Source organism: Synechococcus sp. SynAce01 (assembly GCF_001885215.1).
In the GTDB taxonomy this organism is placed as follows: domain Bacteria; phylum Cyanobacteriota; class Cyanobacteriia; order PCC-6307; family Cyanobiaceae; genus Regnicoccus; species Regnicoccus frigidus.
Window position 1 is genome coordinate 261,410 of record NZ_CP018091.1, and the last position, 24,033, is coordinate 285,442.

Consider the following 24,033-nt stretch of genomic DNA (forward strand, 5'->3'; position numbering starts at 1 on the left):
GGTTCTCAGGGGTGAGGTGGTTGCGGCCCAACAACTTGGGCTGATCCGTATAGCATCCTGATTCTAGCCTCTGCTTCTCCTGGTTTCCTTGGCATCGGACTCTGTCTCTGAAGCGAGCAGATCCGCCGGGCTTCTAACCCCAACCGGTCCCCGATTGAAGACATGTGTATAGATCATGGTGGGCTTCATATCGCTGTGCCAGGGCCGCCTAACGGAAAGGATCAGGCGGCGGCTAGAGGAACTCGCCCAACATAGCTACTTTGCTCCCGCTCGCCTGCATCCGTTTGTTCTGCCCCATGCATACCTAAAGGCGGTGCTTATCAATGATGGCGCTGATGCTCTCGGTGCACTGGTTAACTCCGCCCCTTCCTGGATGCCGAGCATGCTCAATAGCGATAGATGGATGTTCGCCCCGAAACGCATGCGAGAACGCTTTCTGCGCATTGGCACCCAAGAGAATTACAACACGGGGCTCCAAGGCAGCTACCATTCTTTGGGTGCCATATTCACAGATTCGCTTGAGTCGTCGGTATTCTTCAGCTCGGGGCTGCTTGATGAAGTCCTTGATCCCATCTGAGCCGGTTTGCACCCAAAATCGATTTAGACCCACACATTGCCGAAGCAAATCCTCACGCTTTAAGTTGCAGTTGAAGATCGTTTTAAGCTGAGCAGCAAAGGTGTGATTGTGTACAAGATATGAGGACTTCTGGGGGACGCCTTTTTCGATCTCCCTAACAATATTTAATGCCAAGGTCATATCAACACGATCGAACCATGAGGGATTGTCACCGATCAGCATCAAATCAGGGCGGATCTTGGGAATTGGGGTATACAGGATCGCAAAATGCCCCAGATCATGACCCCTATCCTCGGCTTTGTACCCCCTTGATTTCAGATCAAAATACTCAAATACCAATGGATAGTTTATCCTATTAAGGTGTGATCTGAAGTCACGATAAATTCCGTTGACCAACTCGTTGACAGATGCTAGGTCATTCATATGCCTACTCAAATACAAAAATCACTGTGGGCAGAACTTGTTATTGGATGGTTTCCGTGAACCACCGCCGAAAGCTCACCCCTTTCCGAGAACCACAGCTCAAGGACATCGGGCGCAAGGCACGAACTCAGTTGCATCAATGGGTTTCCGATTTATCTCCATAAGCTTGGCCGTGGTTCCCAGGTCCGAGAACCACTTGTTCAGTACGCTACACAATCTCTGCCGGGCTGCGGACCCCAAGCTGATCACGATTGAGAACATGGGTATAGATCCTGGTCGTGATCACGTCCCGGTGGCTCAGTAGTTCCTTGATCGTGCGGATGTCCTGGCTGCTCTGCAGTCGGAGGCTGCAAAGCGGGTCGCGCCACTTCAGGTTGTTGGAGAACAGCCTTGAGGCAACCCGTGGCGTTGTCAGTCCATCTCCCTTTGCTGGGCTGAGCGTCGTAGCCCAGACCTCTCTCAGGGATCCTGTGGAGTTTCAGGGCTGCTCTCTCCGCAGCGCCGCAGAACGGCATGAATCACTGCCGGAGCGATCCTGAAATCGCTGTCATGCAGTTGGGACAGCACGGCCCGAGCTGACGGGATCAAATGGCGCGCTCGGGCCATGCCGATGACCGCGGCTGTACCTGCAATTGACAGCCCCAGGCCCTGGGCCACGGCCCGCCCTGAGCGCTCGTCGATCAGCAACAGCGCCGGGCCCGGATGTGCAAGGGCCAGGCGAATGCTGGCCGCTTCTCCCTCATCGAGATCCGGCAGGTCAGGCCCCGCTGGGATGGGACCAGCAATCTGGAGCCAGCCAGCCTCCAGTGCTGCGGTGATGCGCGCTTCTTCTGCAGGGAAGCCTCCGGTGATCACTTCATCGGCCACCACCGCTGGGATGAGGACCTCACGAACAGCTCCTTCAGCCAGCCGATCCCGTTCACACGGGCGAGGCCGATCAGAGGGCTGGCGTCACTGATGACGACTGCAGCCATTGCTCCAGGGTGTCAAGGTCGGCGTTGGTTTCGGCTTCCGTCAGACGGATCACCGGGATCCCCAGCCGCGAGAGATGGGAGATGAAGGCGGGTGTCCATCTCGGCGACCCGGGCGGCGCGAGCCAGGGAGAGCTCACCATCGCGGAACAGGGCGTGGCCAGTGCGGCCGCACGCCCGGTGCCTGCAGCAGGCCGCCCTGATCGAGGCCCATCATCACCGCATCGGGATGGTCCCTGTTGAGCACGACGACCATGCCCTGCTTGGACTGGCGCAGGGCCTCGGCCGGATTGTTCTTGAGGCCGCTGACGCTGACGGCATGCATGGCCCATCCCTCCAGGGATGATCTGATGGGATGACTCTAAGGGCGATTGAGAAGGGAGCAGGCAGGCCCCCTCCTGGCAATAGCCCCAGCAGCACCAAGCCCTTGGCCTCCAGGAGTCGCAGCCGATCCCGCAACAAGTGGCTGCCGCTCTCTCCGAAAGAGCAGCACGCAGGCGTTGCCGCCAAGGCGTCTCGCCGCTGGAGCCCTGGCGGGAGCATCCCTCCTGGTGGCCGTGCGTGATCGGCTTCAGCTCGCCTACGACTGCTGGAACCTGCTGCAGTCACCGGAAGGCGCCTGCCGCCGCAGCGTCTACTGCCCCAGGGCACAAGGAGCCTTCTCTCTCCTATGGGAGCCGCATCGAAGCCGCCCGGCCGACCGGCTTCTTCCGCGATGCCCTGCGCACCTATGCCGGCATGCTCTCCTTCCTTCACCCCCGCGCCCTGCCGAGCAGCCTGCTGCGGGTGCTCGGTGATGTCGATGGCCACGGCACTGACCTGTCGGTGTTCCTGTTTGTCGCCGATCTGCTCGTGCTGCGCGATGGCGGCTGTCTGTTGATGGTGCTGCCGCCCGAGCACCGCTGGCCCTCCGAGGGTCATCGCCTCGATGCCATCGCCGCTGGTGATCGCGCTTCCCTGCCCCGGCTGCTGCTTGTGCCCCGTACGGACCTGCTGGACTGGGCACAGCCGAATCCCCAGGCGGCGCCCCATGGCCTCTGGTGGCGCCAGGATCGCCGCCGGCCGGTGACGCCGCGGCAGCACGGTGCCATCCCTGTTCACTTCATCGGCGCTGACGGCAATCAGCTGCAGTCCGCTCAGCTTTCGGACTGGACCTACCACCGCCTGCTGCTCACACCAGATGGCATGACCCAGGCGTCGTTCGCCGCGGTGCCCAGCCCCCGTGAACCCGGTGGTTTCAGGGCCCAGCCCCTTGGCACCGCCTTGCTTAGCCCCAGGTTGCATCAGCTTCCTGCGGTCTGGTACGCCGCCGATGGCGCGGGCTTTGGGCAGGGTGACCTCCCGCACCTTGGCCTGGCGCACCAGTACCTCACCCACTACCGGCTCAAAAGCGAGTACGAGGACCTGCTTTCGCGCTGTGCCCTGCCGGTGGCGGTGCGCAGCGGCCTGGTCGATCAGTTCGGCAACGTGCCTGATGCCATGGCGATGAGCGCCCGCGAACCGCTGGTGCTCTCCACCAACACCTTCATGGACCTGCCTGCCGGCGCGGACTTCGAGTGGAAGGAGATCCGCGCCGCTCCCTGGCCGAGCACCGCGCTACCTGCAGATGCTGGATCAGAACATGCGCCGCGATGCGCTCGTGCCCGCCGAGAACATGGGCGCCGGCCGCAGTGAACAGGAGATCAGCCTCACAGCCGGGCAATCCTTTGCGCTCCTCCAGTCGCTGGCGACGCACAAGACTTCGGTGTTCTCCACCCTGCTGGGCCACTGGTGCGCTCTCACCGGTGATCCGCTGGAGGCAGGAGCCGGGGTGTCGCTGACCGTGACGCCGCTCACCCCGCCAGCTCGGCCCCTGCCCTCAGTTGATGAATGGCTCAGCCTGCACGAGCGCGGCGTGATCAGCAGCGCTGAGCTACGCCACCAGCTCGCGCTCTCCAGCGCCCCAGGCGTGGTGAACCCCATGGCAGCAACGGCTGATCCGATCGCCGTACCCAGCCACCAGCCATGAGCGATCCCATCACCAACCCCTACGCCTGGCGTCCCACTGATCTCGAAGCGATCCGCCGTGCCCTGCAGATGCCCGCAACGGCACCAGCCGTGCGTGCCATCAATGACGCCATGGCGCAGCTGGAGGCCAGCTACCCCGATCCGATCCCCAGCGCCAAGGCGAGCCTCGATGCCATTGCCTTGATTGATGCCGCCCTGCTCGCTCCACCTCCCCCGCTTGACCCTGATGCGCCACCGCAGAACGCGGTGGTGACGAAGGTGTCGCGCAAGGGCGCTGCCATTCCGATCCCCGAGCAACTGCCGACAAAAAGCTGATGTGATCGAGTACGCCACCGATCTGCTCATGGAGGAAGTGGTCACCGAATACGAGATCCCCAGCGCAGACAGGCGGCTGCGCTTCCGCGCTGGCGCCGGCCCAGCAGCGCCGTCTTCACGCGCAGACGATTCTCTGATCCTGCCGAGCCTGCGTAGCTGGCAGGCCACCCCCAGCCCAGTAGTTACCAGGGCTGGATCCTGCGCGGCTGATGACCATGTCCGCCTCGCCGTTGCAGGTTGTCGCCAATGCCCGGTGCTGTTCTTTCAACCCCAGCACCCCGGTTCAGGGAGCCGGTGATCGTGGCGCGCATGTGCTCGATGTCTTCATTGCCCAGCAGCGCCTGATCTCCAACAACACCAACGGCCCTGGTGTCGATACCGGCGACATCCTCTGCGAGGGCTACATCTGCCGGGCGGCGGTGCTCGATGCCAAGCGCCCCTACGCCTGGGACTTCCTTGATGCCAGCCAGCCCTGGCAGGGCATCGGTGTGCGCGGCACCTACCAGCCGCCTGATCTCACCGACCCCGACACCGGCATCACCACGACGCCCCCGGCCACCACCTGCTTTGCCCCCTGTGATGGCCTCTGCTGGCTGGGTGATCTCTCGGGCCTCCAGTCGCCCGGCCTGCTGCCCCCACAGCCGCGAGCTGAGCTGCTTGGCCTCTCTCTGCTGCTGGTGGGCCAGGCCTATGGCTCCGGTGGCATCGGCGCCCTTGGTGCAGCCACAGCTGGGCGAGAAGGTGGTGCTGGCGCTCAAGCCCAACCGGCGTGCTGGTCATCAGTCCCGGTGACACATTGAGCGTGATTGCGGAGCGCTACGGCACCACCGTGCAGACCTTGCGCAAGGAGAACCCTGAACTGGCGACCTACGAAACGATTGTCACCGTGGTGGGCGACACGCTCAACCTGCTGGCTGGTCGTCACGGCACCACGGTGGACACCCTGCGCAACCTCAACCCGCAACTGCTTCGCGCTGATGGCCACCTGGTGCTGGAGGGCGACACATTGGCCGTGCTCGCTGAGCTTTACGACACCACCAGACCCACCCTGCGCGAGTACAACCTCCCGGATCTTGATCGCTACCCCGGCGCTGAGCAGCTGCCGCTGGGCCTGGTGGTGAACGTGCCGGCGATCAGGCCCAGCAGTGAGCTGGACCCTGGCCAGGATCTGGTGGTGCCAGCGATCCGGCCCTCGACCCTGCTTCCCGCTGGCGGATGGATCCGTCTCCCGAAACTGCGCGGTGTCTCGGTGACCGATGACCTCTGGGATGTGGACCCGACACCAGGAGCAGCCCACGCCCGATCCCGATCCCGATCCCACTTCGCCGCTGGTTGGTTTCTCTTCTATCAATCTCTGAGCAGCTGGCAATAGATGGCAGGAGCAGAGCCCGGACGGGCTGCTCCCATCAACCACAGCCGCGATGGGTGGACCATGCCTCAATCCTTCTTTGATCAACTCGCTGCAGCTCAGCAGCGCTACGTCTCCTTTGATCAGCCGCAGCACCAGCCCAACCAGGGTGCCGGCGACACTGACCATGACCATGCAGCCGATACCTCCGACCTGGAGGATGAGTCGCTCGACGAGGAGCAGGACGACGAGGAACCCCTCGATGACATTGCTGGCGATGAGCCAGAGCCCGAGCCTGCTCCCCGCGGCGCGCAGATCAGCGAGGCCCTCAAGGCCGAGCGCCGTAAGACCAACAACCTGGAGCGCGATCTGCGCACCTTGAAGCGCCAGCTCTCCCAGTTCTCCAAGATCAATCCCGATGAGTACGAGCGGCTGCAGGAGGCCGAGCGGCAGAAGGAACAGCTGGAACGTGAGATTGCCACCCGCGAGCGCCAACTGGAAGCCTCTGCTGCCCGCAAGGTGAAGCTGGTGGCCAAAGAGCGTGATGAGGCCCTCAAGCAGGTGGATGAACTGCGCAAGGATCGCTGCTGGAGCGCTTGTTCATTGATGCCGAGGGGCGTACCGGTGGCGACAACCGTGGCAGCTTCTTTGAGATCTTTCGCTCCCAGGTTGGCGCTGAGTTCAGGCTCAGCAAAGACGCCAATGGGCGTGACATTCTCGAGCCGATCGACAGCAAGGGCAGCACGATCCTTGGCGATGACGGCACCCTCGCTGCCTCCGAGCACGTGGAGTCGTTGCGCACTCACCCGGTGCTCAGTTTTCTCTTCAGTCAGCGTGGCGGCCTTGGCCCGAACACGGTGATCGCTGAGTTCGATGGCAATGGCCAGACGACCAACCTGCAGAGCATGACCACCTCAGAGCTGTACCTGGCCAGCTATGGACCCAAGCCAGCCGGGGCCAGGCGCTGATCCCAGCTGCACCGGCTACTGATCAGGACAGAGGCAATGACTGAATCTGCTGGCCCGAGCACATCTGTGCCGGGCCTTTTTTATTGGAGAAGATGCGAGTAGGAAGCCAGTGTGGTTCTCGCTTTCGCTGTTGAACGGCGCCGTCGATGTTGCTGTGAATGAATCGATCGACAACCAGACGCGACGGTGCAAGATAAGCAGAGGTGTACGAAAATAAAAACCAAGATCCAAAAAGGGGTAACTATCCTTTGAAATGAGAAACGCGCGGACATTGCCTCGGAAATGTCGCAAAATCTGGAAGACCAATGCACCACAACTGGAGGCATCACACGAAAGTGATAACGAAGCCCGAGCAGGCGCGAGAGGAGAAGAGAAGCTGTGGTGATGCCGGCTGCTGGCTTTGATTTGGCGGTACAGGTGCAAGGCAGCGGAATCCGAGTGGGAGCGAGCGGGTGGAGCGGCCTGGAGCAGCCGCCACCAAGACCAGAGCGCAGCGCAGCGGCGATGTCCTCTGATGTCTGCCGGATGATGGTTGACATCTGCGGGCAGTTTTGGGCGGCCCTGAGCCGCCCTGGCTGGGGCTACACGGCCCAGGAGAGCGGAAGATCCTGATCGGCCTCCTGCTGCTCGCTTTGCGGCTGGAGATCGCGCCACGAGCCTGTGTCGATGGGTTGTGGCTCGATCCAGCGACCGGCTTTGACTTCCTCCTGCCAGGCCTCGATGGTGGCCATCAGCTGCGGATTGGCCGGTGCCAGCCGTGCCGACGCGACAGCGGAGAGCCGGCCATTGAGCCAATGAATGCCGCTGCCCAGAGCGAAACCAGCGCCGTAGGCGATGGAGCAGCAGAGGATGAGCGTGGCGAGGCTGTGAGCCAGCACGGAGCGCAGCAGGGACTCGGTGGTGTGGGTTTGCATCGCACCAGAGGCGAAGAACGCCGCCCCCACGCCCTGGGTGAGCCGGACGGGTCAAGGGCGGCGAAGCCGCTTGCGGAGCCCTTGACGCGGCCGGCGGCGCCAGCCCGAGAGCGCAGCGATCGGCTGCTGGCAGCCCAGGGCACCATGCGGTGCGTTTCGCCCGTTCCGATGCGCCCGCGCTCTGAGTCGCGGCCGGTGCTGGTTCGCCCGAGTGTTACTGACGTTGCTGTCTGCGCGGCTGAGGCCGCGTCGTCATCGGCCGCGCTATCAGCCTGGTGCAACACCTAAGCCGCACACCGTTGGTTCGCTCCAGCTCTTGTGGCGAGCAGGAGCAGAGAAAAGGGCCGCGTTAGCGGCCCGGGGCTCAGATCACCGAGACGGTGCAGCCCCTTGTGCCCTGCAAGGAGCGGGCGATGGCGAATGCCTTCTCAGCAGGCACGAAGCGCATCTTCTTGACGGGCTTGCCGCGCTTCCCGAAGAACCGCTGCTCGCAATGGTGGGCGCCGCCCTTGGGGCCATCGGGATAGAAGTGAACGATGACGCGGCGGATTTCGCAGCTGGGTGCAGAGGGTGTGGCCATGGCCTTGAGGTGAGGAACCCGATGCAGCAGCGCGGCCCGCGCAGGGAAGGCAGGGGGCGCGAAGCGCCTCGCGTCAGCCCTTGCCGAACCGAGCAGGCCAGCGCAGCCTTCGGGGGCTCCTCACCGGGGCCGTGGCGGAACACTCCCCATCGGTGCTGACCAATCCGTGTTGGCCGGCGGCTGTCGCCGATCCGAGGCGGCGGTGATCACGCCCGGCGGCCGGTGTCAGAGGTCGTTCGCTTGCTTGGTCAACTGCACGTGTGCAGTTCATGGCCGGTGGCATCGAGGAACCGGGTGCGGGTCTGGGTGCCGGACCGATCAGCCCGCTTTCAGCGCGACGTTGTCACCTGGGGCTCCACCTGGGGTCGCGCCCGAGCTGGCGGGAACCAGATGACTTCTGCTAGTACAGGTGTTCTCTTTGATGGTGTCGCCGTGGCTGCTTCCCTGCCCCGCTCCCGCGGTGCCAGGCCGGCGCCTAGCTCAGCCGCAGGCGATGACGGCTGCGAGCACTGGCCCTTTCTTGATGAAGCAGTCCTGCTGCCCACCCGTAGCCGCAAGGTCTGCATGACTTGTCATTGGTTTCGGCACCACGCCGGGGTCAACTGCATCCCCCTGCTCACCTGCCAGCTGCACCAGGGCCTGCTGGTGCAAGGGGAGCACCTCACCCACCGCTGCCATGGCTGGACTGAAGACCTCTCGCGCCAGCGTGGCTGGGCGCCGGAAGGGTCGTGACAGCTGCGGCCAGGAGGCCAATACCGCTCTCCCCCAAGGATGGCTGGCTGCGTGATGGCCGCCAGGTGCTGCGTTTTCGCCCGACCCGCTGGGAGCGGGATTACCACCGGCTGGAAATCACCACCGGCGAGTTGCTCCCCGACCAGGAGATCCCCTTGCTGAAATCACGCCGGGATCTGAGCCGTGCTGAGGCCCTGAAGCTCTGGGAGGAGAAACGCAAGGCGGGCTGGACGCCCTGCAGCCCCCAGTGGTGATCACCACCACAGCACAAACCGATCGACTCCCACCAAGCTGAGCTCAGAATTGATGACCACCTTCTTGCCGATCAGCAGCAGCCACCAGCCACGGCGTTATCGCCTGGTGGATCACCACGGCCAACCTCACCTTGAGCTCGATGAGCACTTCGAGTCGATCGAGGAGGCCTGGGCCTTCGCCACCAACTGGTGGCAGCAGCGAAAGCCCACCGGCGATCCGGCTGCTCAAGTTGGCCTTGGCCTGGAGGTGAGCACCGAGAGCGGCAGCTGGCGCACCCTTCGCCCCCCGAAGGGCTGAAGCCTGCAAAGGTGAGGCCACAAGCCACTTCTGCCCTGGCACGCCAGTCCCCGTCAGATCAGACCCAAGCCAGCCCGCAACCCACCGAGGTGCTGGCAGGCTCAATCGAGCGCGTCACCTTCCACAACGCCGAGAACGGCTTCTGCGTGCTGCGCATCAAGGCCCGCGGCCACCGCGACCTGGTGACGGTGGTGGGCTATGCCGCCGAGATCAGCGCCGGCGAATGGGTGACGGTGAGCGGCACCTGGGTGAACAGCCGGGAGCACGGCCAGCAGTTCAAGGCCTCCTTCCTCAGGGCCTCCGCCCCGACCACCGCAGAGGGATCGAGAAGTACCTGGGTTCTGGAATGATCCGGGCATCGGCCCGATCTACGCCAGCAAGCTCGTGGCGGCGTTCGGCGATCAGGTGTTCGAGGTGATCGAGCAGGCGCCCGAGCGCCTACGAGAGGTGCCGGGCATCGGCCCGGTGCGGGGCCAGCGGATCAGCCAGGCCTGGGCCGATCAGAAGGTGGTGCGCGAAATCATGGTCTTCCTGCACAGCCATGGTGTCGGCACCGCCAGGGCCGTGCGCATCTTCAAGACGTATGGGAACGACGCCGTGCAGGTGATGGCCGAGAACCCCTACCGCCTGGCGCGCGACATCCGCGGCATCGGCTTCCGCACCGCTGATGCGATCGCCGCAAGGCTGGGCATTGAGCCCACCGCCATGATCCGCCTGCGGGCCGGCGTCAATTACGCCCTGCTGGAGGCGAGTGGTGATGGCCACTGCGGCCTGCCCAGCGCTGAGCTGCTCAAGCTGGCTGGAGAACTGCTCAGCGTCGAGCGGCCCAGTGGGCCGGTTGAGGAGAGCGGCGCCACCTCTCGGGTGCCGATGGAGCCAGGGTTGATCCAGAGCGCCCTGGATCTGGAACTCGCCGAGGGCTCGGTGGTGGCCGACACCCTGGCTGGTGAACCCGCCATCTTGCTGGCGCATCTGCACCGCGATGAGCGCCGCATCGCCGAAGCCCTCCAGGCCCTGAACCTCAGTGCTCCGCCCTGGGGAAGCATCGAGGCCGCCATTGCCATCCCCTGGGTGGAGCAACGCCTGCCTGGAGCTCGCTGCCAGCCAGAAGGGCGGTGGAGCAGGCCCTCTCCAGCAAGGTGCTGGTGATCACCGGGGGCCGGGGGTGGGCAAGACCACCTGATCAACGCGATCCTGCGCATCATGGCGGCCAAGAAGCTACGCATTCTGCTCTGCGCCCCACCGGCCGGGCCGCCAAGCGGATGGGCGAAACCACCGGGCTAGAGGCCAAAACCATCCACCGGTTGCTGGAGTTCGACCCGGCGCCTTTGGCTTCAAGCGCAAGGCCGAGCTGCCGCTGGAGTGCGATCTGCTGGTGGTGGATGAGACCTCGATGGTGATGTGCCGTTGATGGCCTCCTGCTGGACGCCCTGCCACCGAGGCGGCCTTGCTGCTGGTGGGTGATGTGGATCAGCTGCCCTCGGTGGGGCCCGGCCAGGTGCTCGCCGATCTGATCAACAGCGGCGCCCTGCCGGTGGCCCGGCTCACGGAGGTGTTCCGCCAGGCCGCGAGCAGCCGCATCATCACCGCCGCCCACGCCATCAATGCCGGCACCATCCCCGATCTACGGCCGCCGCCGGCTGAGACCACCACCGACTTCTATTTCCTACCTGCCGACTCGCCCGAGCAGGCGGTGGCCTTGATCCTCAAGGTGGTGGGCGAACGCATCCCGGCGCGCTTTGGCCTCGATCCGATCGCCCAGGTGCAGGTGCTGTGCCCGATGGCGCGCGGTGGTTGTGGCTCCCGCTCACTCAACATCGAGCTGCAGCAGCTGCTCAACCCCGACCCCACCGAGCAGGTGGAGCGCTTCGGCTGGCGTTTTGCCCCGGCCGACAAGGTGATGCAGGTGGCAAACGACTACGAGAAGGAGGTATTCAACGGCGATGTGGGCACGGTGGAAACAATCGATGCCGATGCCAGCGAACTGACGGTGCGCTTTCCCTCCGGGGAATCCGGGAGCAGCGACGGCCGCGAGGTGACCTATGGCTGGGGTGAACTCGACAACCTGGTGCCTGCCTACGCCTGCACGATCCACAAGAGCCAGGGCAGCGAATACCCCGCTGTGGTCATCCCCCTGCTCACCCAGCACTACGCCATGCTGCAGCGCAATCTGGTGTACACCGGCATCACCCGCGGCAAGCAGCTGGTGGTGCTGGTGGGGCAGAAGAAAGCACTGGCGATGGCGGTGAAGAACCACCTGGGCCGCCGGCGTTACACCAAGCTGGCGGAGTGGCTCAGCTGATCAGCTGCCAGGGCGACGAGGCGATCTTGGCTACTTCTTTCTCTGCGCAGTTGCAATCGCTCTGATGCCGCCGTCGCTGAGGTGGATGGCTCGGCTTGCCGTACTGACAACCAAGGCAGGCGGATCTATCAATGAATCAGAGGCAAAGTGGAAGAAGCACTTGAGTAAGACTTAGCCTCCCCCGGATCTGAAGGAGAGCCGCCCACCGTCAGAGGAGTTGCAAGTGCCCATTCCGTGGCCCTGACCGAGAGTTTCAGAGAGCCAGGGGTGCACCCATCTTCGCCAAAACTTTGAGTTCACCAGAAGCCGAGGTGTACATCCTTGCCTTCGCTTGACTCTCCTGCATAGGGGAGACCATACGGTGTAGACGTTGCATTCACATCCACCCCCATGCCACGTCGCTCGCTGCTGATCACCTTGTCGGCCATCGCTGCAGTCAGTGTTCTGCCTTTTCCGGCGCTGGCCCAGATGGATCCCCACGAGGGTCATCGCGGCATGGACGGCATGCCTGGCATGACGACCCCGACCGGTGGCGACCCGGCCCATGCCGGCCATGCGCACGATGTTGGCCCGGCCGGCTCCACTTACGACCTGCGCTTCATCGACGGCATGGTGCAGCACCACACTGGGGCGCTGCGCATGAGCGAGTTCGTCTTCAATATCGGCCAGCCTGGCGTGGGGGCCTTGGGTCATTCGATCTGGCGCGATCAGGCCCAGGAGATCCGGGCGATGGCTCTCTGGCGCAAGGCCTGGTACCCCCAGGCGCCGGTGTACCCGGTGGCGCTCAAGCCGGGCGGAGACCCCAACAGCCTGGCGGGGCTTACCCGCATGAGCCAGGCTCAGATCGATGGCATGCGGATGATGGGCGATGGGCCCACGAAGGAGAACCGGGTGGTGTGGTTTCTCGAAGGAATGCTCGATCACCACGGCGGGGCGCTGATCATGGCCCACGACGCCCGCGCCAAGAGCACCAATCCCACAATCCTGCGTTTCGCTCGGGAGGTGATCATCGCCCAGCGGGCTGAGATTATTGAACTGCGCCGAATGTTGGCGGTCGAGGGATTACGCAAGCCGGAATATCACAAATACGACGCTCTTTTCGCGCTCTGAGCAGCCGCTGGCCCTGCAGCCCTCGTCTCATCCTGCTCTCCTGGTGCCGTGGTTCGCTTGTCGTCCTGACAGATCACCTCTGTTGTTCTACTCATGAATTCAGATGCCATCACCCGGGTGATACGAGCCATTGAGCTTCTGCGTAGGCGCAGCCTTTTCGATGAGAAGCTGTAGGGCGCCAGGCAAGGGGCGTCCTACTTCGCCACTCAAAGCCCTTGCTGATGCCGGTGCCGGTGATGTGCATCACTGACGTGAGGGTGATAATGCTCGATCGGTTCGTGCTGATGTTCATGGGCATGCCAGTAGCCCTGCTGTGCGTTGCCCGTTGACGGACTGCCCTCAGGGTGGAGATGGCTGTGGTGAAGGTCTCCGACGACTGGATCGTGCTTGTGTCGGTGGGCATGCCGGAACGCCTGATGGCGATGCCAGTGGGCATGGTGTTCTTTCAGCAGCACCGCAACGCCGAGCAGCATCAAGGCTGAGGCCATGGCCATGGCGCCGGTGAAGGCTTCGCGCAGCGCCAGCACCGAGAACAACACGCCCACGAACGGAGCCGTGGCAAACACCACAGCCTCGCGAGCTGCGCCCAGGTGGCGTAGAGCCAGCAGATCCAGCCAGATCGAAAGGCCGTATCCCACGGTGCCGATGGCCAGCAGCCCCAGCACAGCGGGAGCGGCCGGCAGGGATTGGCCAGATGCGAGAGCCAGGATCAGCATCGGAGCTGAGGCCCCGATCGCTTTCAGCAGGGCGATCTGGAGCGGGTCGCGCAGGCTCAGGCGTTGGCTGAGGTTGTTGTCGATCCCCCAGGCCAGGCAGGCGCCGCCGATCAACAGCGTGCCCTGCAGGGTGGCACCGTCAAAGGAGCTGTCGGTGAGCAGCACGGCACCGCTGAGGATCAAAACGGCAGCGATCAGTCCCTTGCCGCTGAGGTGTTCACGGCCAATCAACACCGCGATCAACAAGGTGAACACTGCTTCTAGGTTCAGCAGCAGCGAGGCTGATCCCGCAGGCAGCAGGGTGAGCCCCTGCACCAGGCAGATGGGTCCGACCATCCCACCGAGAATGCTGATCCCCAGGAGTGGTGGAAGGTCTTGGCGCTGAATCGGGGATTCCTCCTGTTGATGGACAACAAAACCCCGCACGATCAAAAGCCCGAAGGTGGCTCCTCCGTACAGCAGTGCCGCGATCATCAGCGGCGAGCCATCCCGACTGAAGACACTGATCAGCGGAGCGCTAAGACCGAAGAACAAGGCAGCCAGCAGCCCGGCGATCAAGCCCTGACTCTGTGGGGCACCCCTCACTTTCGTGGCATGGTCGTGGAACATGATCACAAGCCTTCTATATCACTTGTTTGATCTTCATCAGCCTGAGAATATCTGCCGTGCAATGAAGCCCGAGGTGTCAGATTGTTTCTAGCCAGCGAGTTGCAACCTTTCGGCAGATTCTGGGCATGCATGCACTTCAACTGTGACATGGACAAGGCCCATGTTCTTGGGGATACATGCTTTGTATTGAGCTGGCGTCAGTGGTTCATGTGCAACGACGGAGATGATGGCGGAATAGATCTTTGGCCCAATCGCCCACACATGCAGATCCGTGAGCACTGTGTCATCGTCGGCCTCGATGCTTTGCCTGATTGTGCGCCTGAGATTGTGCGGACCTTCCTGGTCCAGCAATACCCTGCTCGTAGACCGTAATAAGACGACCGACCACTGCGCGACAAGCACAGCTCCAACGATTCCCATTGCCGAATCCATCCAGATGAACCCGAAATACTTTGCAGTGAGCAAGGCGACTATTGCCAGGATAGAGGTAAGCGCATCAGCAAGGACATGTAGGTATGCTGCTTTGAGGTTGTGGTCATGATGATGGCCGTGGTGATGGCTGTGATCATGCTCAACATGGCTATGGTCGTGGTCTCTGACGCCGAGGATAAGCACACAGACGCCATTAACCAGCAAGCCCAGCACAGCAATGAAAATTGCCTGATCAAAAATAATTTCAATCGGATTAAGTAGTCTGCCAACACTTTCCACTGCCATAAAGAGTGCAAAGACAGCTAGCAGTAGTGCTCCGGTGAAGCCCCCAAGTGCGTTGACCTTGCCGGTTCCAAAGCTGAATCGAGGATTGCCGGCGTTGCGCCTGGCATAGACATAAGCGAAGGCTGAAACGCTGAGCGCAACGGCGTGTGATGCCATATGTAGGCCATCGGCCAGCAATGCCATCGAGCCGAACATCGTGCCGGCGACGAGCTCAACCACCATCATCACGACCGTGATCCCAATGACAATCAGCGTGCGCGATTCTCCAGGTCGTCTTAGCTCTTGGCCAAACGTATGCCCGTGCTGCCAAGTGTGAATGTTTTCGTTATGCATGCTGTGTTTGTTGCCCCTAAGGTGAACTGTATGGCTCTGGCCGGATAGATGCTGAGCCCTTGCGGGTTTCAACCAGCGGCAAGGTGCTCGCAGGCCATTGGGCCGAATAGCGGTAGAGGCTGGCGACTGCAGTGTTGTGGCTGTGTATCGCATCGATTCGATCCACGGCGGCCCGCTCTGCACTGCGCAGATTGTCAAGCACGGTGGTCATGTCTGTCACCCCAAGCTCGTACCGGGATTCGACGGCGATAAGAGCGGCCCGTGAGCTTCTGATTCTGGCTTCCGCACTTTCGATCGCCAGCTGCGAAATTGCATAGCGTGCGAGGGTGGCGACCGCCTGCTTGCGGATCTGCAGCCGCTGCTGAGCTGCCTCCGCTTGCCATTGGGACGATTCCGATCGGCGACTGTTGGCAGCAGCACGCTGGAGCCCACCATCAAAGAGGGTCCAGCTGAATCCGAGTCCAACGGCACCGTCCAGGGTGGCAGTTTCCGAATTTCCTCTGGAAAGCCGGTTGATGCCGGCAGCTGCCGAGAGGGAGAGTTTGGGCAGATATTGATTTTGTAAGGCGCTCGCCTCCCAGGAGGCCCCACTGGCCTGGGCCAGGCTTGCCTGGATTTCCTCGCGCAGGGCCAAGGCCTGCTGAAGTGTCTGTTCGCGGTCCAGCGGCCAAGCCTCGCTGGGCTGCAGCGGTTCGGACGGCAGCACGAACTTCACATCAGGCAGCGCCATGGCTCCAGCCAGTTCGGCAGAGTCAGTGAAGAGTTCTTCATAGGCTCGTAAAAGCTGCTGGAGTTGCTCGAGTTGGGCAGTGCGGATCTGTTCAACATCAGCAATGCTGCGCAAGCCGGCATTGAAGAGCGCCTCGCTGCGCATAACCTGCTCGGTGGTGAAGATATAGATCTCTTGATGTGTCTGAATCTTTTCGAGCATCGCCTGGAGATCGACGTAGCGCGTCTGGAGCCTCAGCAGCAGGTCTCTGGCACGGATGTCGAACAGGAATTTTTTAGCTTCGAGCTCGGCGCCCGCGGAGCGGATTGTGGGCCCGCGAGCGGGGTCAAAGAAGGTCCACTCGACCCCTGCCAACTGGACGATCTCATTGGGCCCGGTGGCACCGGCCGCCTGGGGGCCGATGGGAATCAGAGGCTGGGAATACTCCGTGGACGCATTCAGGCCGACCAAGGGACTGGCGGAAAGCTGGATCGTGGGAGACCACTGCCTTCGAGCTGCCACGAGCCGCCATTCCGTTCCCTGGATCTCGGCATAGGCCATGGCCAGCTCGGGTTGGTTCTCCAGCCCGGAACGCAGGGCGGTTTCCAGGTCCACACGTTTCGCCTCACTGCTGAGTTGCCCCTCAAGCACTCCAAGTCGCTCCTTCAACCTGCCGGCAATCGGGCTGGGCTCGACGGTGAGAGGCTTAAACCAAAGGGGCGATGGAGGCGTCCGTGCAACGGCCAGCTCAGGGCCGGCGAACATGCCAGCAATGGCTACCGGCAGCCAGAGCATCAAAAAACGTGGTTGTCGTGTTGGCATGGAACTGGATCGATGGTTTACACCTATCCCTGCTCTGCGCTGGGTAGGTATGGAGCGACTGTCCTGAGGCCTAGGGGCGACTGCGTTCCAGCTCGGTCTTCAGCACATAGGTGTTTGAGCCGGCAAGAGTTTCGCCTCCCTTGAGGCCCGAGAGGATCTCCGTGCGGCCTCCTGTCTGCTTCCCAATCGCCACAGATAGAGGCCTGGCCACACCCTTTTCGTAGAGAAAGACCACTGGGCTGCCGTTCAGGGTCTGAACAGCTCCTGAAGGCACCGTGAGGCGAATGTCGGCGGCATTGACCACAGGAAAAGCCGTCACCGCCGTTCCCGCCGGCGGTGTCGTGGCGTTGATCGGCTGCGCCCGCAACAGAGTGCCACGATTAGCTCCGCTGCCGCCGCTGCCCACACTGGTGACCCGGGCCTGGAATTCACGCGATCCTGCTGTCACACGCAGCAGTTCCCCGACTTTGATGCTTTCACCAAGAATCGGTGTCACAACAAAGTGGAGTTCCGTTGCGCCAGGATTACTGATTTCGGCTACCACTTCGCCGGCCTGCACGAAACTACCAGGCAACATCTTCACGGCCGTCACTTGGCCGCTGATCGGGCTCTTGAAAAGAACATTTCCCGATGCATCTGGTGAGTCCGCAGTGCTGGCCTTGGCGGCGGCGGCTCGAACCTCGGCATTGGCGCGCACGATCTCGATACGTTTGTTCTCTAACTCCTGCCAGGGGAGATAGCCTTTCTTCGCCAGTGGCAGCATGCGGCGATACTGGCCGTCAACCAGCTTGGCCTGGGCCCGCGATACTTCCAGTTCGGCGTAGATCATCGCCGCTTCAGGGCTGACGACCGCTGCAATCGGCTGCCCGGCACGAACAGCATCACCGGGCGCGACAAGCAGCTTGCGGATTCGACCAGCTACCGGCACGCCCACCGCGGAACTGCCACCTACTGCAGCTTCAACGAAACCTGAGATCGGACGTTCGGCGCCACTGCTTCGCTCCGGCTCGATCAGCTCGATGCCGAAGCTGCGCAACTGGGCCTCGCTCATCTTCACGCCCTCCATCGGCTTGCCCTCCCTGACCTGGCTGGTATCGGTTTGGCTCGGGTCTGAGGGGGTAGTGATCTGTGGGCTAGTGCCAGAACAGCGGCCAAGGCCGAAAGCCACCGCCAGGGCAAGGCCAGCCCCCACGGGCAGCAGCCATGGCCGACTGGATTGAACCGTTGCAGAATCGAGGAACTGGAGAACTCCGTTCCGCTTGCCTTGCTGGTCTTCTTCCCCGGAGGGAGAATTCGGGGTGTTCGTCATTGCTTAGCGACAAGAATCGGCGGTGATACGGTTTCTAAAGAATGTTCTTGAGCGTCATCACGCCGGTGCACTCCGGTGGCCGGCAGCAACCAGCTACCGAAGCGGGCATAAAGAGCCGGGAGCACTAGCAGAGTGAGGCCGGTAGAGGTGATCAACCCCCCGAGCACCACAATCGCCAGGGGTTGGAGGATCTCGTTGCCTGCCCCGAAGGCCAGGGCCAGCGGCAACATGCCCAGAGCCGAGCTCAGGGCAGTCATCAGAATTGCATTGAGACGCTCAAGACTGCCCGCGCGGATCACCTCTCTGAGCTCTATTCCTTGCGCATGACGGCGGTTGTAGTTGTCGACCAGAAGCAGGCCATTGCGAACCGCTACCCCGAACAGGGTGATGAAGCCGATCAGCGAGGCCACCGAAAGCACACCGCCACTCAGCAGGATGGCGGCAAGGCCACCGACGAGGGCCAGCGGCAGGTTGATGAGGATGGCGATCGTTGCCGGGAGTGATTGAACCGACATGAACATCAGCACACCGATCACCACAACTGCCAGCAGGCTGTAGAGCACCAAGTTGGCGGTGGCCCGCTCCTCGGATTCGAACTGTCCGCCATAACGGATCAGGTAGCCGCTGGGCAGAGTGATGGTGGAATCGATCACCTTCTGAATGTCTTTGACGACTGGGCCAAGCGGCCGTCCACTGACGTTGGACGACACCACGATCAACCTGGAGACATCCTCCCGGTTCACGATGTTGGCCCCCAGGCCGTTGTCGACCCGGGCAATGCTGCCGATCGGAACTGTGACTCCGGAAGGAGTAGCGATTGGAAGGGAACGGATGGCGTCGAGGTTGTCGCGTGCTCCTGCTTTCACCGTCACGAGCACATCAGTGGGCAGGGAATCTTCCATCACCTGCCCTACCACCTTGCCGTTGAGGGCAATCTCCAAGGCCTCAGAGAGCTGTTGAACATTCAGACCCAGCACCGCTGCCGCTTGGCGGTCGAAGCGGATCTGCACCTGCTCGATAGGCAGTTGCGGCTCAAGCTGCAGATCCACCACCCCCTCAATCGGCTCAATGGCGTCACGCACCTGCTCGCCGATCCTGCGCAGCTCGCCGAGATCGGGGCCGTAGATCTTGATGGCGATCGCACTGCGCACACCCGAGAGCACTTCATCCATACGGTGGGAGATAAAGCCACCGATGTTTGGGGCTACCCCAGGCAGCTTCAGGAATGCTTCACGCAGCTGTCTGATGCTCTCCTCACGGTTGTTCATGGCCTGATCACTCAGCTCCACATCCACATGAGCCAGATTCACCCCAGCACCGTCGGCATCACCGGGGGCCCGGCCAACCCGCACCTGCACCCACTCGAACAGGGGGCTGGCCATCAGGGTGTTGGAGAGTGCGAGGCCGGCGCGGTTGGTCATCTCCAGCGACACGCCGGGGTAGAGCACCATCGAATTCACCAGGGACTTCTCGCGGAACTCCGGCAGAAAGACCCGCCCAAGGCTGGGCAGGATGGTGAAGGCCACCACGACGGCCACCAGGGCAACGGAGAGCACCCGCTTGGGTGAAACCAATGCGATCTCCAGCAGCGGCCGGTAGAGCCGCTCCGCCCGGTCCGCAATCCAGGTGTTCTCCGCTGGAAGCTGGGCCCTGGCCAGGAGAATCGCGCAGAGCGCAGGCGTGAGCGTGATCGCCACCAGGGTGGAGGCCACGATCGAGAACAGATAGGCCAGGCCCATCGGCGCGAAGATCCGTCCTTCCACCCCCGACAGGCTGAAGATCGGCGCGAAGACCACCACGATGATCACGGTGGAGAGAATCACCGGCTGGCGCACTTGCACCGACGTGTCAAACACCACCTGCAGGGGATTGCTGGGCCGACCGGCGGCCTGGTTGCGGCGCAAGCCGCTGTAGCAGTTCTCCATGTCGACAATGGCGTCGTCGACCACCGAGCCGATCGCCACCACCAACCCACCGAGGGTCATGGTGTTGATCTCCAGCCCGAAGGCACGCATCAGCATCAAGCCGATCAACAAAGACAGGGGGATGGCACTGAGGGTGATGACGGCGGTACGCCAGTTCATCAGGAACAGCACCATCACCACCGAGACGATCACGATGCCTTCGATCAGCGAACCACTGACGTTATTGATCGCTGTATCAATGAAGCTGGCCTGACGGAAGGTGCGCTTGACCTGAATGTCACTCGGCAGGGTCTGGCTGAGGGCGGCGATTCGCTCCTCCACCTCACGGGTGACCTTGGGAGTGTCGATGTCGGGCTGTTTGTTGATCATCAGCACTAACGCCGGCTTGCCGTTGAAGCTGCCGTCTCCGCGCTTGAGAGCCGGGGCACGCCGTACCTCGGCCACAGCCGTCAGTGGCACGCTTCTGCCTGTCTGGTCAACAACCACCGCGCTCGACAGATCCTTGCTATCGGTGGCCTGGCCGAACGGTCGGATCAGCCTTTCCTGGCCTCCGCCGACGAGGAAACCGCCGGGGGTGATGGCGCTGGCGCCAGCCACACCATCAGCAACGGCCTGCAGCGAAATCTGGCGACGCTGCAGCTCCTCTGGATCAATCAGCACTTGTTGCTGGGGCTCATCGCCGCCGTAAAAGCTGACCTGGGCCACCCCTGGAATGGACAGAATCTGGTTGCGAAAGGTCCTGACTACCAGGCGATGGAGCTCCATCGGCGTGGTGGAGCCGTCCTCGCTGACGGTGAAGGCGTACTGCAGGATCGTGCCGAGAGGGGAAAGCAGCGGAGAGATTTCCGGCTTGCCGGCGTTGGCTGGAAGTACCGAGGAGATCTGCCCAAGGCGCTCCGCCACCGATTGACGAGCCCGGTTGATATCGGCGTTCTGATCAAAGACCACCTGCACCATTGAGAGTCCGACCTTGGAAGACGAGCGCACCGTTTTCACACCCGGCAGACCATTGACGGCCGATTCGATCGGCACGGTGATGCGTGACTCCACTTCCTCGGGCGCGAGACCATCGGCTGTGGTCTGCACATCCACCTGTGGTGGGGCGAACTGGGGAAAGACATCGAGGGGCATCCGGCTCAGGATGGAAAGGCCCCAGAGGGTGATCAAGATGGCGGCAACAACAACCAACCATCTCCTGGTGATCGAGGTCCGCAGCGTCTGGTTGAGCAGGCGGTTGAGCATGAAATCGAGTTGAGGAGCGGGAGAGAACGAGGGGTTCGGGGGTCAGTTCTTTTTGCCCAGGCGCGAGGCCACCACCACCCCGCCAACCACCAGCACTGCGGCACCGGCACCAATCACCAAGGGGTTGAGACCAGCCGCTTCTGCCGCGGTGGCGGCCACTGGGGTTGCCGCTGCCGTTGTGGCTCCTTCTCCGCTGGCTGCTGCTGCGCTCTGGCTCTTCTTGGACTCGGCGTAGAGAGAGAGTGCACCCTGGTTCACCACCTTCTCGCCAACTGTCACGCCGTCAGTCACTGCGATCTGATCGCCCTGACTGGCACCTGTCTGAATGAAGACCGGGTCATAGCTGGAGCCGTACTTCACGAACACCAGCGGCTTGCCATCCGCATCCACCACGGCGGCGACGGGAATGGTGACAACACCACCAGCCTCTGTGGCTGCTGCGGTGGTGATTCCCAGCAGCGAATCGATCTCCGTGCTCGCCTTCACCTGGCGCACGTCCCCCGTCTGCTGAAACTCATCGCCATGCCCCACATGGGCCAGGGCCGGGCTGACGCTGCCGAGGGCCAGCGTTCCAAGGCTGAGGCTGCCGGCCAGAAGTAATGCGTGCATGCTGCTGCTGCCGCAAAGGCAGGACAAGGACTCGCCGAGGATGCCGCAGGTGGGATGAAAAACAGGTGAAACCGCCTGTTCTCACTAGGATCAGCGTCACCCGCCGCCCCATGACCCAGGCCCATGCCCCTGCGCATCCTGTTGGTCGAGGACGAGGCCGAGCTGGCCGCTGCAATCCAGGCCGTGCTCAGTGCCGAGCGGCATGTGGTTGATCACGTTGCTGAGGGCCTGGGGGCATGGAGTTTGCTCCGCAGCGATCTAGCCACGTACAACCTGGCGATCGTTGATTGGATGCTGCCGGGTCTGACGGGAGTTGACCTCTGCCGGCGCCTGCGTGGGGCCGGACTCGATCTGCCGGTGCTGATGCTCACGGCCCTGGCCGACACCAAGCACCGGGTTCAGGGCCTCGATGCCGGCGCCGACGACTACCTGAGCAAGCCGTTTGCGATGGAGGAACTACTGGCAAGGATCAGGGCGCTGCATCGGCGCCAGCCCAGTTACCGCGAGCCTGTGCTCCGCGCTGGTTCTTACGTTCTCGATCCAGCTGAAGGCTGCCTCAGCGTCGAGGAGGCGCTTGGAACCACGACGATCGCTTTGTCTGCCAAGGAACTCCAGCTGATGGGCTACTTCATGGAGCATCCCCGCGAAATCATCCCGGGATCACGCTTGCGCGCCCAGCTCTGGTCGCTCGATGAGGATCCGATCAGCAATGTGGTCGCTGCCCAGGTGCGGCTGCTGCGGCGCAAGATCGCCAGTCACGGGCTGCCCTCTCCGATCGACACCGTGCCCTCGAAGGGCTATCGCTTCGATCCGGAGCCCTAGCGAGGGAAGCGCCCCATGCTCAAGCTTGGTCCCATTCCCCGCAGTCGTCTGCGGCTGGCGGCTGCCTACCTGGTGGTGATCGGGGTGATCCTCTATGGCGCGGGTTACGGGATGTTTGGACTGTTGATGCGCGCCAACTGGTCGGCCCTCGAGAGCGAGGTGGAAACTCTGGCCGGCACCTTGCATGACAGCCTCAAGCCGTTGCTGCCTGCAGAAGCCAGGCCCTCTCCCGAGCTCGCCTCGGTTCTCCCCGGTCTTTGCCTGGTGGGTGATCCCTGTCTGGCACCCGCTTCGCTGCTGCCGCGCCATGCCGTGAGCATCACTGATTCGGAGCGCTTCTACCTGCGTCTGCTTGATCCCCGTGGCGTTCTGATCGCTCACTCCCCTGGATCACCAAAAGCCAGGGGGCCAAGCCCTGGCCCCACCTGGACCGTGGTGGAGGAACAAGCAAAGGAGCGCTTCCTGCAGTATTCGATCCATCTGCACCGCTCCGACACGCCAGGGCAGCCAGGCACAGATCAGAAGGAACTGGATTGGGGGTATCTGCAGATCGGGCGCAGCTTGCGCGGGCTCGATGCGGAGCGGGAACGGCTGTGGTGGTCGGCCCAAACGATCGTGGTGTTGGCGCTGCTGGTGGCAGCCCTGGCCAGCTGGTGGTTGTCCGGCCTGGCGATGCGGCCGCTGCTGGCGGCCTACCGGCAGCAGGAGCAGTTCACCGCCGATGCGGCCCACGAACTACGCGCACCTCTGACCAACCTGCTGGCCGTGGTGGACGCCCACAGGTCGCAGCAGTCAGCTGACCCGATCGCCATTAACCAGAGACTGGATCAGACGCTGGCCGTGGTCACTGGGCAGGGGCAACGGCTGAGCCGCTTGATCAGCGACCTTCTGCTTCTCGCCCGGCTCGATGGACCTGAGGCAGCTTCGGCGCCGCAGCCGTGTCCATTGGCGCAGATCGCGCGCGACCTGGTGGAGGAGACCAGCGAGGCGGCGGCGGCGGCAGGCGTGCAGCTGCACCTGGTGGGTGGTGCAGACGACTTTGACGTGCTGGGAGTGGAGCCTGATCTCTATCGGCTCGTATCCAACTTGCTCCTCAACGCAATTCAGTACACGCCTACGGGTGGAGAAGTGGTTCTGAGAGTGAGGCGAGAGGGAAGCCATGGGCTGCTGCAAGTACAGGACAGCGGTATTGGCATCACCCCGGCGGATCAACGACGCATCTTCGATCGTTTCTTTCGCAGTGATCCAGGTCGCTCCCGTCGTCAGGGCGGCACCGGCCTTGGACTCTCGATCGTGGCGGCCATTGTGCGCCGCCATCACGGACAGATCTCTGTGGCCTCAAGCGTTGGTTCCGGAAGTGTCTTCTCTGTGAAGCTCCCCATCGCTGGCTGAAGCACAAGAGTGAACCTTCTCACCTGATC

27 protein-coding genes are annotated in these 24,033 nt (G+C 62.6%); 15 read left to right on the top strand and 12 right to left on the bottom strand.

Annotated features, from left to right (window positions below):
• Positions 1 to 304 precede the first annotated feature (304 nt).
• From BM449_RS14855 to BM449_RS15160, 4 genes are all read right to left on the bottom strand, one after another.
• Complete coding sequence (locus BM449_RS14855; protein WP_162922818.1) at positions 305 to 916, bottom strand: hypothetical protein; 612 nt, start codon at positions 914 to 916, stop codon at positions 305 to 307.
• A gap of 543 nt (positions 917 to 1,459) precedes the next feature.
• A complete protein-coding gene (locus BM449_RS01425) occupies positions 1,460 to 1,870 on the bottom strand; it encodes a DUF3368 domain-containing protein (protein WP_205526835.1) in 411 nt (136 codons plus the stop codon).
• A 67-nt stretch (positions 1,871 to 1,937) separates the two neighbouring features.
• Complete coding sequence (locus BM449_RS15155) at positions 1,938 to 2,114, bottom strand: hypothetical protein (protein WP_205526836.1); 177 nt, start codon at positions 2,112 to 2,114, stop codon at positions 1,938 to 1,940.
• Positions 2,108 to 2,296: a type II toxin-antitoxin system Phd/YefM family antitoxin gene (locus tag BM449_RS15160; RefSeq protein ID WP_205526837.1), complete on the bottom strand. Its 189-nt coding sequence runs from the start codon at positions 2,294 to 2,296 to the stop codon at positions 2,108 to 2,110. Before BM449_RS15160 ends, BM449_RS15155 begins: the two co-directional genes overlap by 7 nt.
• Before the next feature lie 137 nt (positions 2,297 to 2,433).
• Between BM449_RS15160 and BM449_RS01435 the strand changes: the two genes are divergently transcribed.
• The 6 genes from BM449_RS01435 to BM449_RS01460 all read left to right on the top strand — a co-directional run bounded on the left by BM449_RS01435 (position 2,434) and on the right by BM449_RS01460 (position 6,502).
• Positions 2,434 to 3,645 carry a DUF4055 domain-containing protein gene (locus BM449_RS01435; RefSeq protein WP_162922819.1) on the top strand — a complete coding sequence of 404 codons (1,212 nt, stop codon included), beginning with the start codon at positions 2,434 to 2,436 and terminating at the stop codon, positions 3,643 to 3,645.
• Positions 3,578 to 3,979 carry a hypothetical protein gene (locus BM449_RS01440; protein WP_162922820.1) on the top strand — a complete coding sequence of 134 codons (402 nt, stop codon included), beginning with the start codon at positions 3,578 to 3,580 and terminating at the stop codon, positions 3,977 to 3,979. The genes BM449_RS01435 and BM449_RS01440 overlap by 68 nt, the downstream gene beginning before the upstream one ends.
• The gene (locus tag BM449_RS01445) at positions 3,976 to 4,293 is read left to right on the top strand and encodes a hypothetical protein (RefSeq protein ID WP_071799777.1); all 318 of its coding nucleotides are present in this window, start codon (positions 3,976 to 3,978) and stop codon (positions 4,291 to 4,293) included. Before BM449_RS01440 ends, BM449_RS01445 begins: the two co-directional genes overlap by 4 nt.
• A 209-nt stretch (positions 4,294 to 4,502) precedes the next feature.
• Positions 4,503 to 5,093, top strand: a complete 591-nt coding sequence (locus BM449_RS14860) for a hypothetical protein (protein ID WP_162922821.1) — start codon at positions 4,503 to 4,505, stop codon at positions 5,091 to 5,093.
• The gene (locus BM449_RS14865; RefSeq protein ID WP_071799779.1) at positions 5,063 to 5,665 is read left to right on the top strand and encodes a LysM domain-containing protein; all 603 of its coding nucleotides are present in this window, start codon (positions 5,063 to 5,065) and stop codon (positions 5,663 to 5,665) included. The genes BM449_RS14860 and BM449_RS14865 overlap by 31 nt, the downstream gene beginning before the upstream one ends.
• 60 nt (positions 5,666 to 5,725) lie before the next feature.
• Positions 5,726 to 6,502: a hypothetical protein gene (locus BM449_RS01460; protein WP_162922822.1), complete on the top strand. Its 777-nt coding sequence runs from the start codon at positions 5,726 to 5,728 to the stop codon at positions 6,500 to 6,502.
• A 688-nt stretch (positions 6,503 to 7,190) separates the two neighbouring features.
• Here the strand turns inward: BM449_RS01460 and BM449_RS01465 are convergent.
• Together BM449_RS01465 and BM449_RS01470 are read right to left on the bottom strand one after the other, a co-directional pair.
• Positions 7,191 to 7,523, bottom strand: a complete 333-nt coding sequence (locus tag BM449_RS01465; protein ID WP_071799781.1) for a hypothetical protein — start codon at positions 7,521 to 7,523, stop codon at positions 7,191 to 7,193.
• A 364-nt stretch (positions 7,524 to 7,887) separates the two neighbouring features.
• Positions 7,888 to 8,103 (bottom strand): hypothetical protein, encoded by a 216-nt coding sequence (locus tag BM449_RS01470; protein WP_071799782.1) that lies wholly within the window; start codon positions 8,101 to 8,103, stop codon positions 7,888 to 7,890.
• 432 nt (positions 8,104 to 8,535) lie between these two features.
• On the opposite strand from BM449_RS01470, the gene BM449_RS01475 reads away from it, so the two are divergent.
• The 7 genes from BM449_RS01475 (at position 8,536) to BM449_RS01495 (ending at position 12,799) form a co-directional block, all read left to right on the top strand.
• Positions 8,536 to 8,835, top strand: coding sequence for a galactose oxidase (locus BM449_RS01475; protein WP_233830923.1), 300 nt, complete (start codon positions 8,536 to 8,538; stop codon positions 8,833 to 8,835).
• Positions 8,832 to 9,089: a DUF1651 domain-containing protein gene (locus BM449_RS01480; RefSeq protein WP_071799783.1), complete on the top strand. Its 258-nt coding sequence runs from the start codon at positions 8,832 to 8,834 to the stop codon at positions 9,087 to 9,089. The genes BM449_RS01475 and BM449_RS01480 overlap by 4 nt, the downstream gene beginning before the upstream one ends.
• A 52-nt stretch (positions 9,090 to 9,141) precedes the next feature.
• Complete coding sequence (locus BM449_RS01485; protein WP_071799784.1) at positions 9,142 to 9,387, top strand: hypothetical protein; 246 nt, start codon at positions 9,142 to 9,144, stop codon at positions 9,385 to 9,387.
• Positions 9,388 to 9,476: 89 nt separating this feature from the next.
• The gene (locus BM449_RS15165; protein WP_205526838.1) at positions 9,477 to 9,737 is read left to right on the top strand and encodes a hypothetical protein; all 261 of its coding nucleotides are present in this window, start codon (positions 9,477 to 9,479) and stop codon (positions 9,735 to 9,737) included.
• A 34-nt stretch (positions 9,738 to 9,771) separates the two neighbouring features.
• The gene (locus BM449_RS15170; RefSeq protein WP_205526839.1) at positions 9,772 to 10,536 is read left to right on the top strand and encodes a helix-hairpin-helix domain-containing protein; all 765 of its coding nucleotides are present in this window, start codon (positions 9,772 to 9,774) and stop codon (positions 10,534 to 10,536) included.
• Positions 10,537 to 10,843: 307 nt separating this feature from the next.
• Positions 10,844 to 11,689 carry an ATP-binding domain-containing protein gene (locus tag BM449_RS15180; RefSeq protein ID WP_233831207.1) on the top strand — a complete coding sequence of 282 codons (846 nt, stop codon included), beginning with the start codon at positions 10,844 to 10,846 and terminating at the stop codon, positions 11,687 to 11,689.
• Between the two features lie 390 nt (positions 11,690 to 12,079).
• Positions 12,080 to 12,799 (top strand): DUF305 domain-containing protein, encoded by a 720-nt coding sequence (locus tag BM449_RS01495; RefSeq protein WP_071799785.1) that lies wholly within the window; start codon positions 12,080 to 12,082, stop codon positions 12,797 to 12,799.
• A gap of 206 nt (positions 12,800 to 13,005) precedes the next feature.
• On the opposite strand, the gene BM449_RS01500 is transcribed toward BM449_RS01495, so the two are convergent.
• From BM449_RS01500 to BM449_RS01525, 6 genes are all read right to left on the bottom strand, one after another.
• The gene (locus BM449_RS01500; protein WP_071801840.1) at positions 13,006 to 14,124 is read right to left on the bottom strand and encodes a DMT family transporter; all 1,119 of its coding nucleotides are present in this window, start codon (positions 14,122 to 14,124) and stop codon (positions 13,006 to 13,008) included.
• An 87-nt stretch (positions 14,125 to 14,211) separates the two neighbouring features.
• A complete protein-coding gene (dmeF, locus tag BM449_RS01505) occupies positions 14,212 to 15,174 on the bottom strand; it encodes a CDF family Co(II)/Ni(II) efflux transporter DmeF (protein WP_071799786.1) in 963 nt (320 codons plus the stop codon).
• 16 nt (positions 15,175 to 15,190) lie between these two features.
• Entirely contained in the window at positions 15,191 to 16,705 is a 1,515-nt protein-coding gene (locus BM449_RS01510; protein WP_083544320.1) for a TolC family protein, read from the bottom strand.
• A gap of 70 nt (positions 16,706 to 16,775) precedes the next feature.
• Positions 16,776 to 17,897, bottom strand: a complete 1,122-nt coding sequence (locus tag BM449_RS01515) for an efflux RND transporter periplasmic adaptor subunit (RefSeq protein ID WP_162922823.1) — start codon at positions 17,895 to 17,897, stop codon at positions 16,776 to 16,778.
• A 113-nt stretch (positions 17,898 to 18,010) separates the two neighbouring features.
• Positions 18,011 to 21,181, bottom strand: a complete 3,171-nt coding sequence (locus tag BM449_RS01520) for an efflux RND transporter permease subunit (protein ID WP_083544322.1) — start codon at positions 21,179 to 21,181, stop codon at positions 18,011 to 18,013.
• A gap of 42 nt (positions 21,182 to 21,223) precedes the next feature.
• Positions 21,224 to 21,790 carry a hypothetical protein gene (locus BM449_RS01525; RefSeq protein WP_071799788.1) on the bottom strand — a complete coding sequence of 189 codons (567 nt, stop codon included), beginning with the start codon at positions 21,788 to 21,790 and terminating at the stop codon, positions 21,224 to 21,226.
• A 123-nt stretch (positions 21,791 to 21,913) separates the two neighbouring features.
• Here BM449_RS01525 and rppA point away from each other — a divergent pair, with 123 nt between their 5' ends.
• Entirely contained in the window at positions 21,914 to 22,612 is a 699-nt protein-coding gene (gene rppA, locus BM449_RS01530) for a two-component system response regulator RppA (RefSeq protein WP_083544323.1), read from the top strand.
• A 15-nt stretch (positions 22,613 to 22,627) separates the two neighbouring features.
• Positions 22,628 to 24,004, top strand: coding sequence for a two-component system sensor histidine kinase RppB (gene rppB, locus BM449_RS01535; protein WP_071799789.1), 1,377 nt, complete (start codon positions 22,628 to 22,630; stop codon positions 24,002 to 24,004).
• Positions 24,005 to 24,033: the final 29 nt, after the last annotated feature.

What these genes read in the sequence shown, in the direction of transcription:
- BM449_RS01485 (WP_071799784.1), top strand. Translation starts at nt 9,142, where the DNA reads ATGACCACCTTCTTGCCGATCAGCAGCAGCCACCAGCCACGGCGTTAT.
- BM449_RS15160 (WP_205526837.1), bottom strand. Translation starts at nt 2,296, where the DNA reads ATGCATGCCGTCAGCGTCAGCGGCCTCAAGAACAATCCGGCCGAGGCC.
- rppA (WP_083544323.1), top strand. Translation starts at nt 21,914, where the DNA reads ATGCCCCTGCGCATCCTGTTGGTCGAGGACGAGGCCGAGCTGGCCGCT.
- dmeF (WP_071799786.1), bottom strand. Translation starts at nt 15,174, where the DNA reads ATGCATAACGAAAACATTCACACTTGGCAGCACGGGCATACGTTTGGC.
- BM449_RS01460 (WP_162922822.1), top strand. Translation starts at nt 5,726, where the DNA reads ATGCCTCAATCCTTCTTTGATCAACTCGCTGCAGCTCAGCAGCGCTAC.
- BM449_RS15155 (WP_205526836.1), bottom strand. Translation starts at nt 2,114, where the DNA reads ATGGTGAGCTCTCCCTGGCTCGCGCCGCCCGGGTCGCCGAGATGGACA.
- BM449_RS01500 (WP_071801840.1), bottom strand. Translation starts at nt 14,124, where the DNA reads ATGTTCCACGACCATGCCACGAAAGTGAGGGGTGCCCCACAGAGTCAG.
- BM449_RS01440 (WP_162922820.1), top strand. Translation starts at nt 3,578, where the DNA reads ATGCTGGATCAGAACATGCGCCGCGATGCGCTCGTGCCCGCCGAGAAC.
- BM449_RS01525 (WP_071799788.1), bottom strand. Translation starts at nt 21,790, where the DNA reads ATGCACGCATTACTTCTGGCCGGCAGCCTCAGCCTTGGAACGCTGGCC.
- BM449_RS01445 (WP_071799777.1), top strand. Translation starts at nt 3,976, where the DNA reads ATGAGCGATCCCATCACCAACCCCTACGCCTGGCGTCCCACTGATCTC.
- BM449_RS01465 (WP_071799781.1), bottom strand. Translation starts at nt 7,523, where the DNA reads ATGCAAACCCACACCACCGAGTCCCTGCTGCGCTCCGTGCTGGCTCAC.
- BM449_RS01520 (WP_083544322.1), bottom strand. Translation starts at nt 21,181, where the DNA reads ATGCTCAACCGCCTGCTCAACCAGACGCTGCGGACCTCGATCACCAGG.
- BM449_RS01470 (WP_071799782.1), bottom strand. Translation starts at nt 8,103, where the DNA reads ATGGCCACACCCTCTGCACCCAGCTGCGAAATCCGCCGCGTCATCGTT.
- BM449_RS01510 (WP_083544320.1), bottom strand. Translation starts at nt 16,705, where the DNA reads ATGCCAACACGACAACCACGTTTTTTGATGCTCTGGCTGCCGGTAGCC.
- rppB (WP_071799789.1), top strand. Translation starts at nt 22,628, where the DNA reads ATGCTCAAGCTTGGTCCCATTCCCCGCAGTCGTCTGCGGCTGGCGGCT.
- BM449_RS01495 (WP_071799785.1), top strand. Translation starts at nt 12,080, where the DNA reads ATGCCACGTCGCTCGCTGCTGATCACCTTGTCGGCCATCGCTGCAGTC.
- BM449_RS14860 (WP_162922821.1), top strand. Translation starts at nt 4,503, where the DNA reads ATGACCATGTCCGCCTCGCCGTTGCAGGTTGTCGCCAATGCCCGGTGC.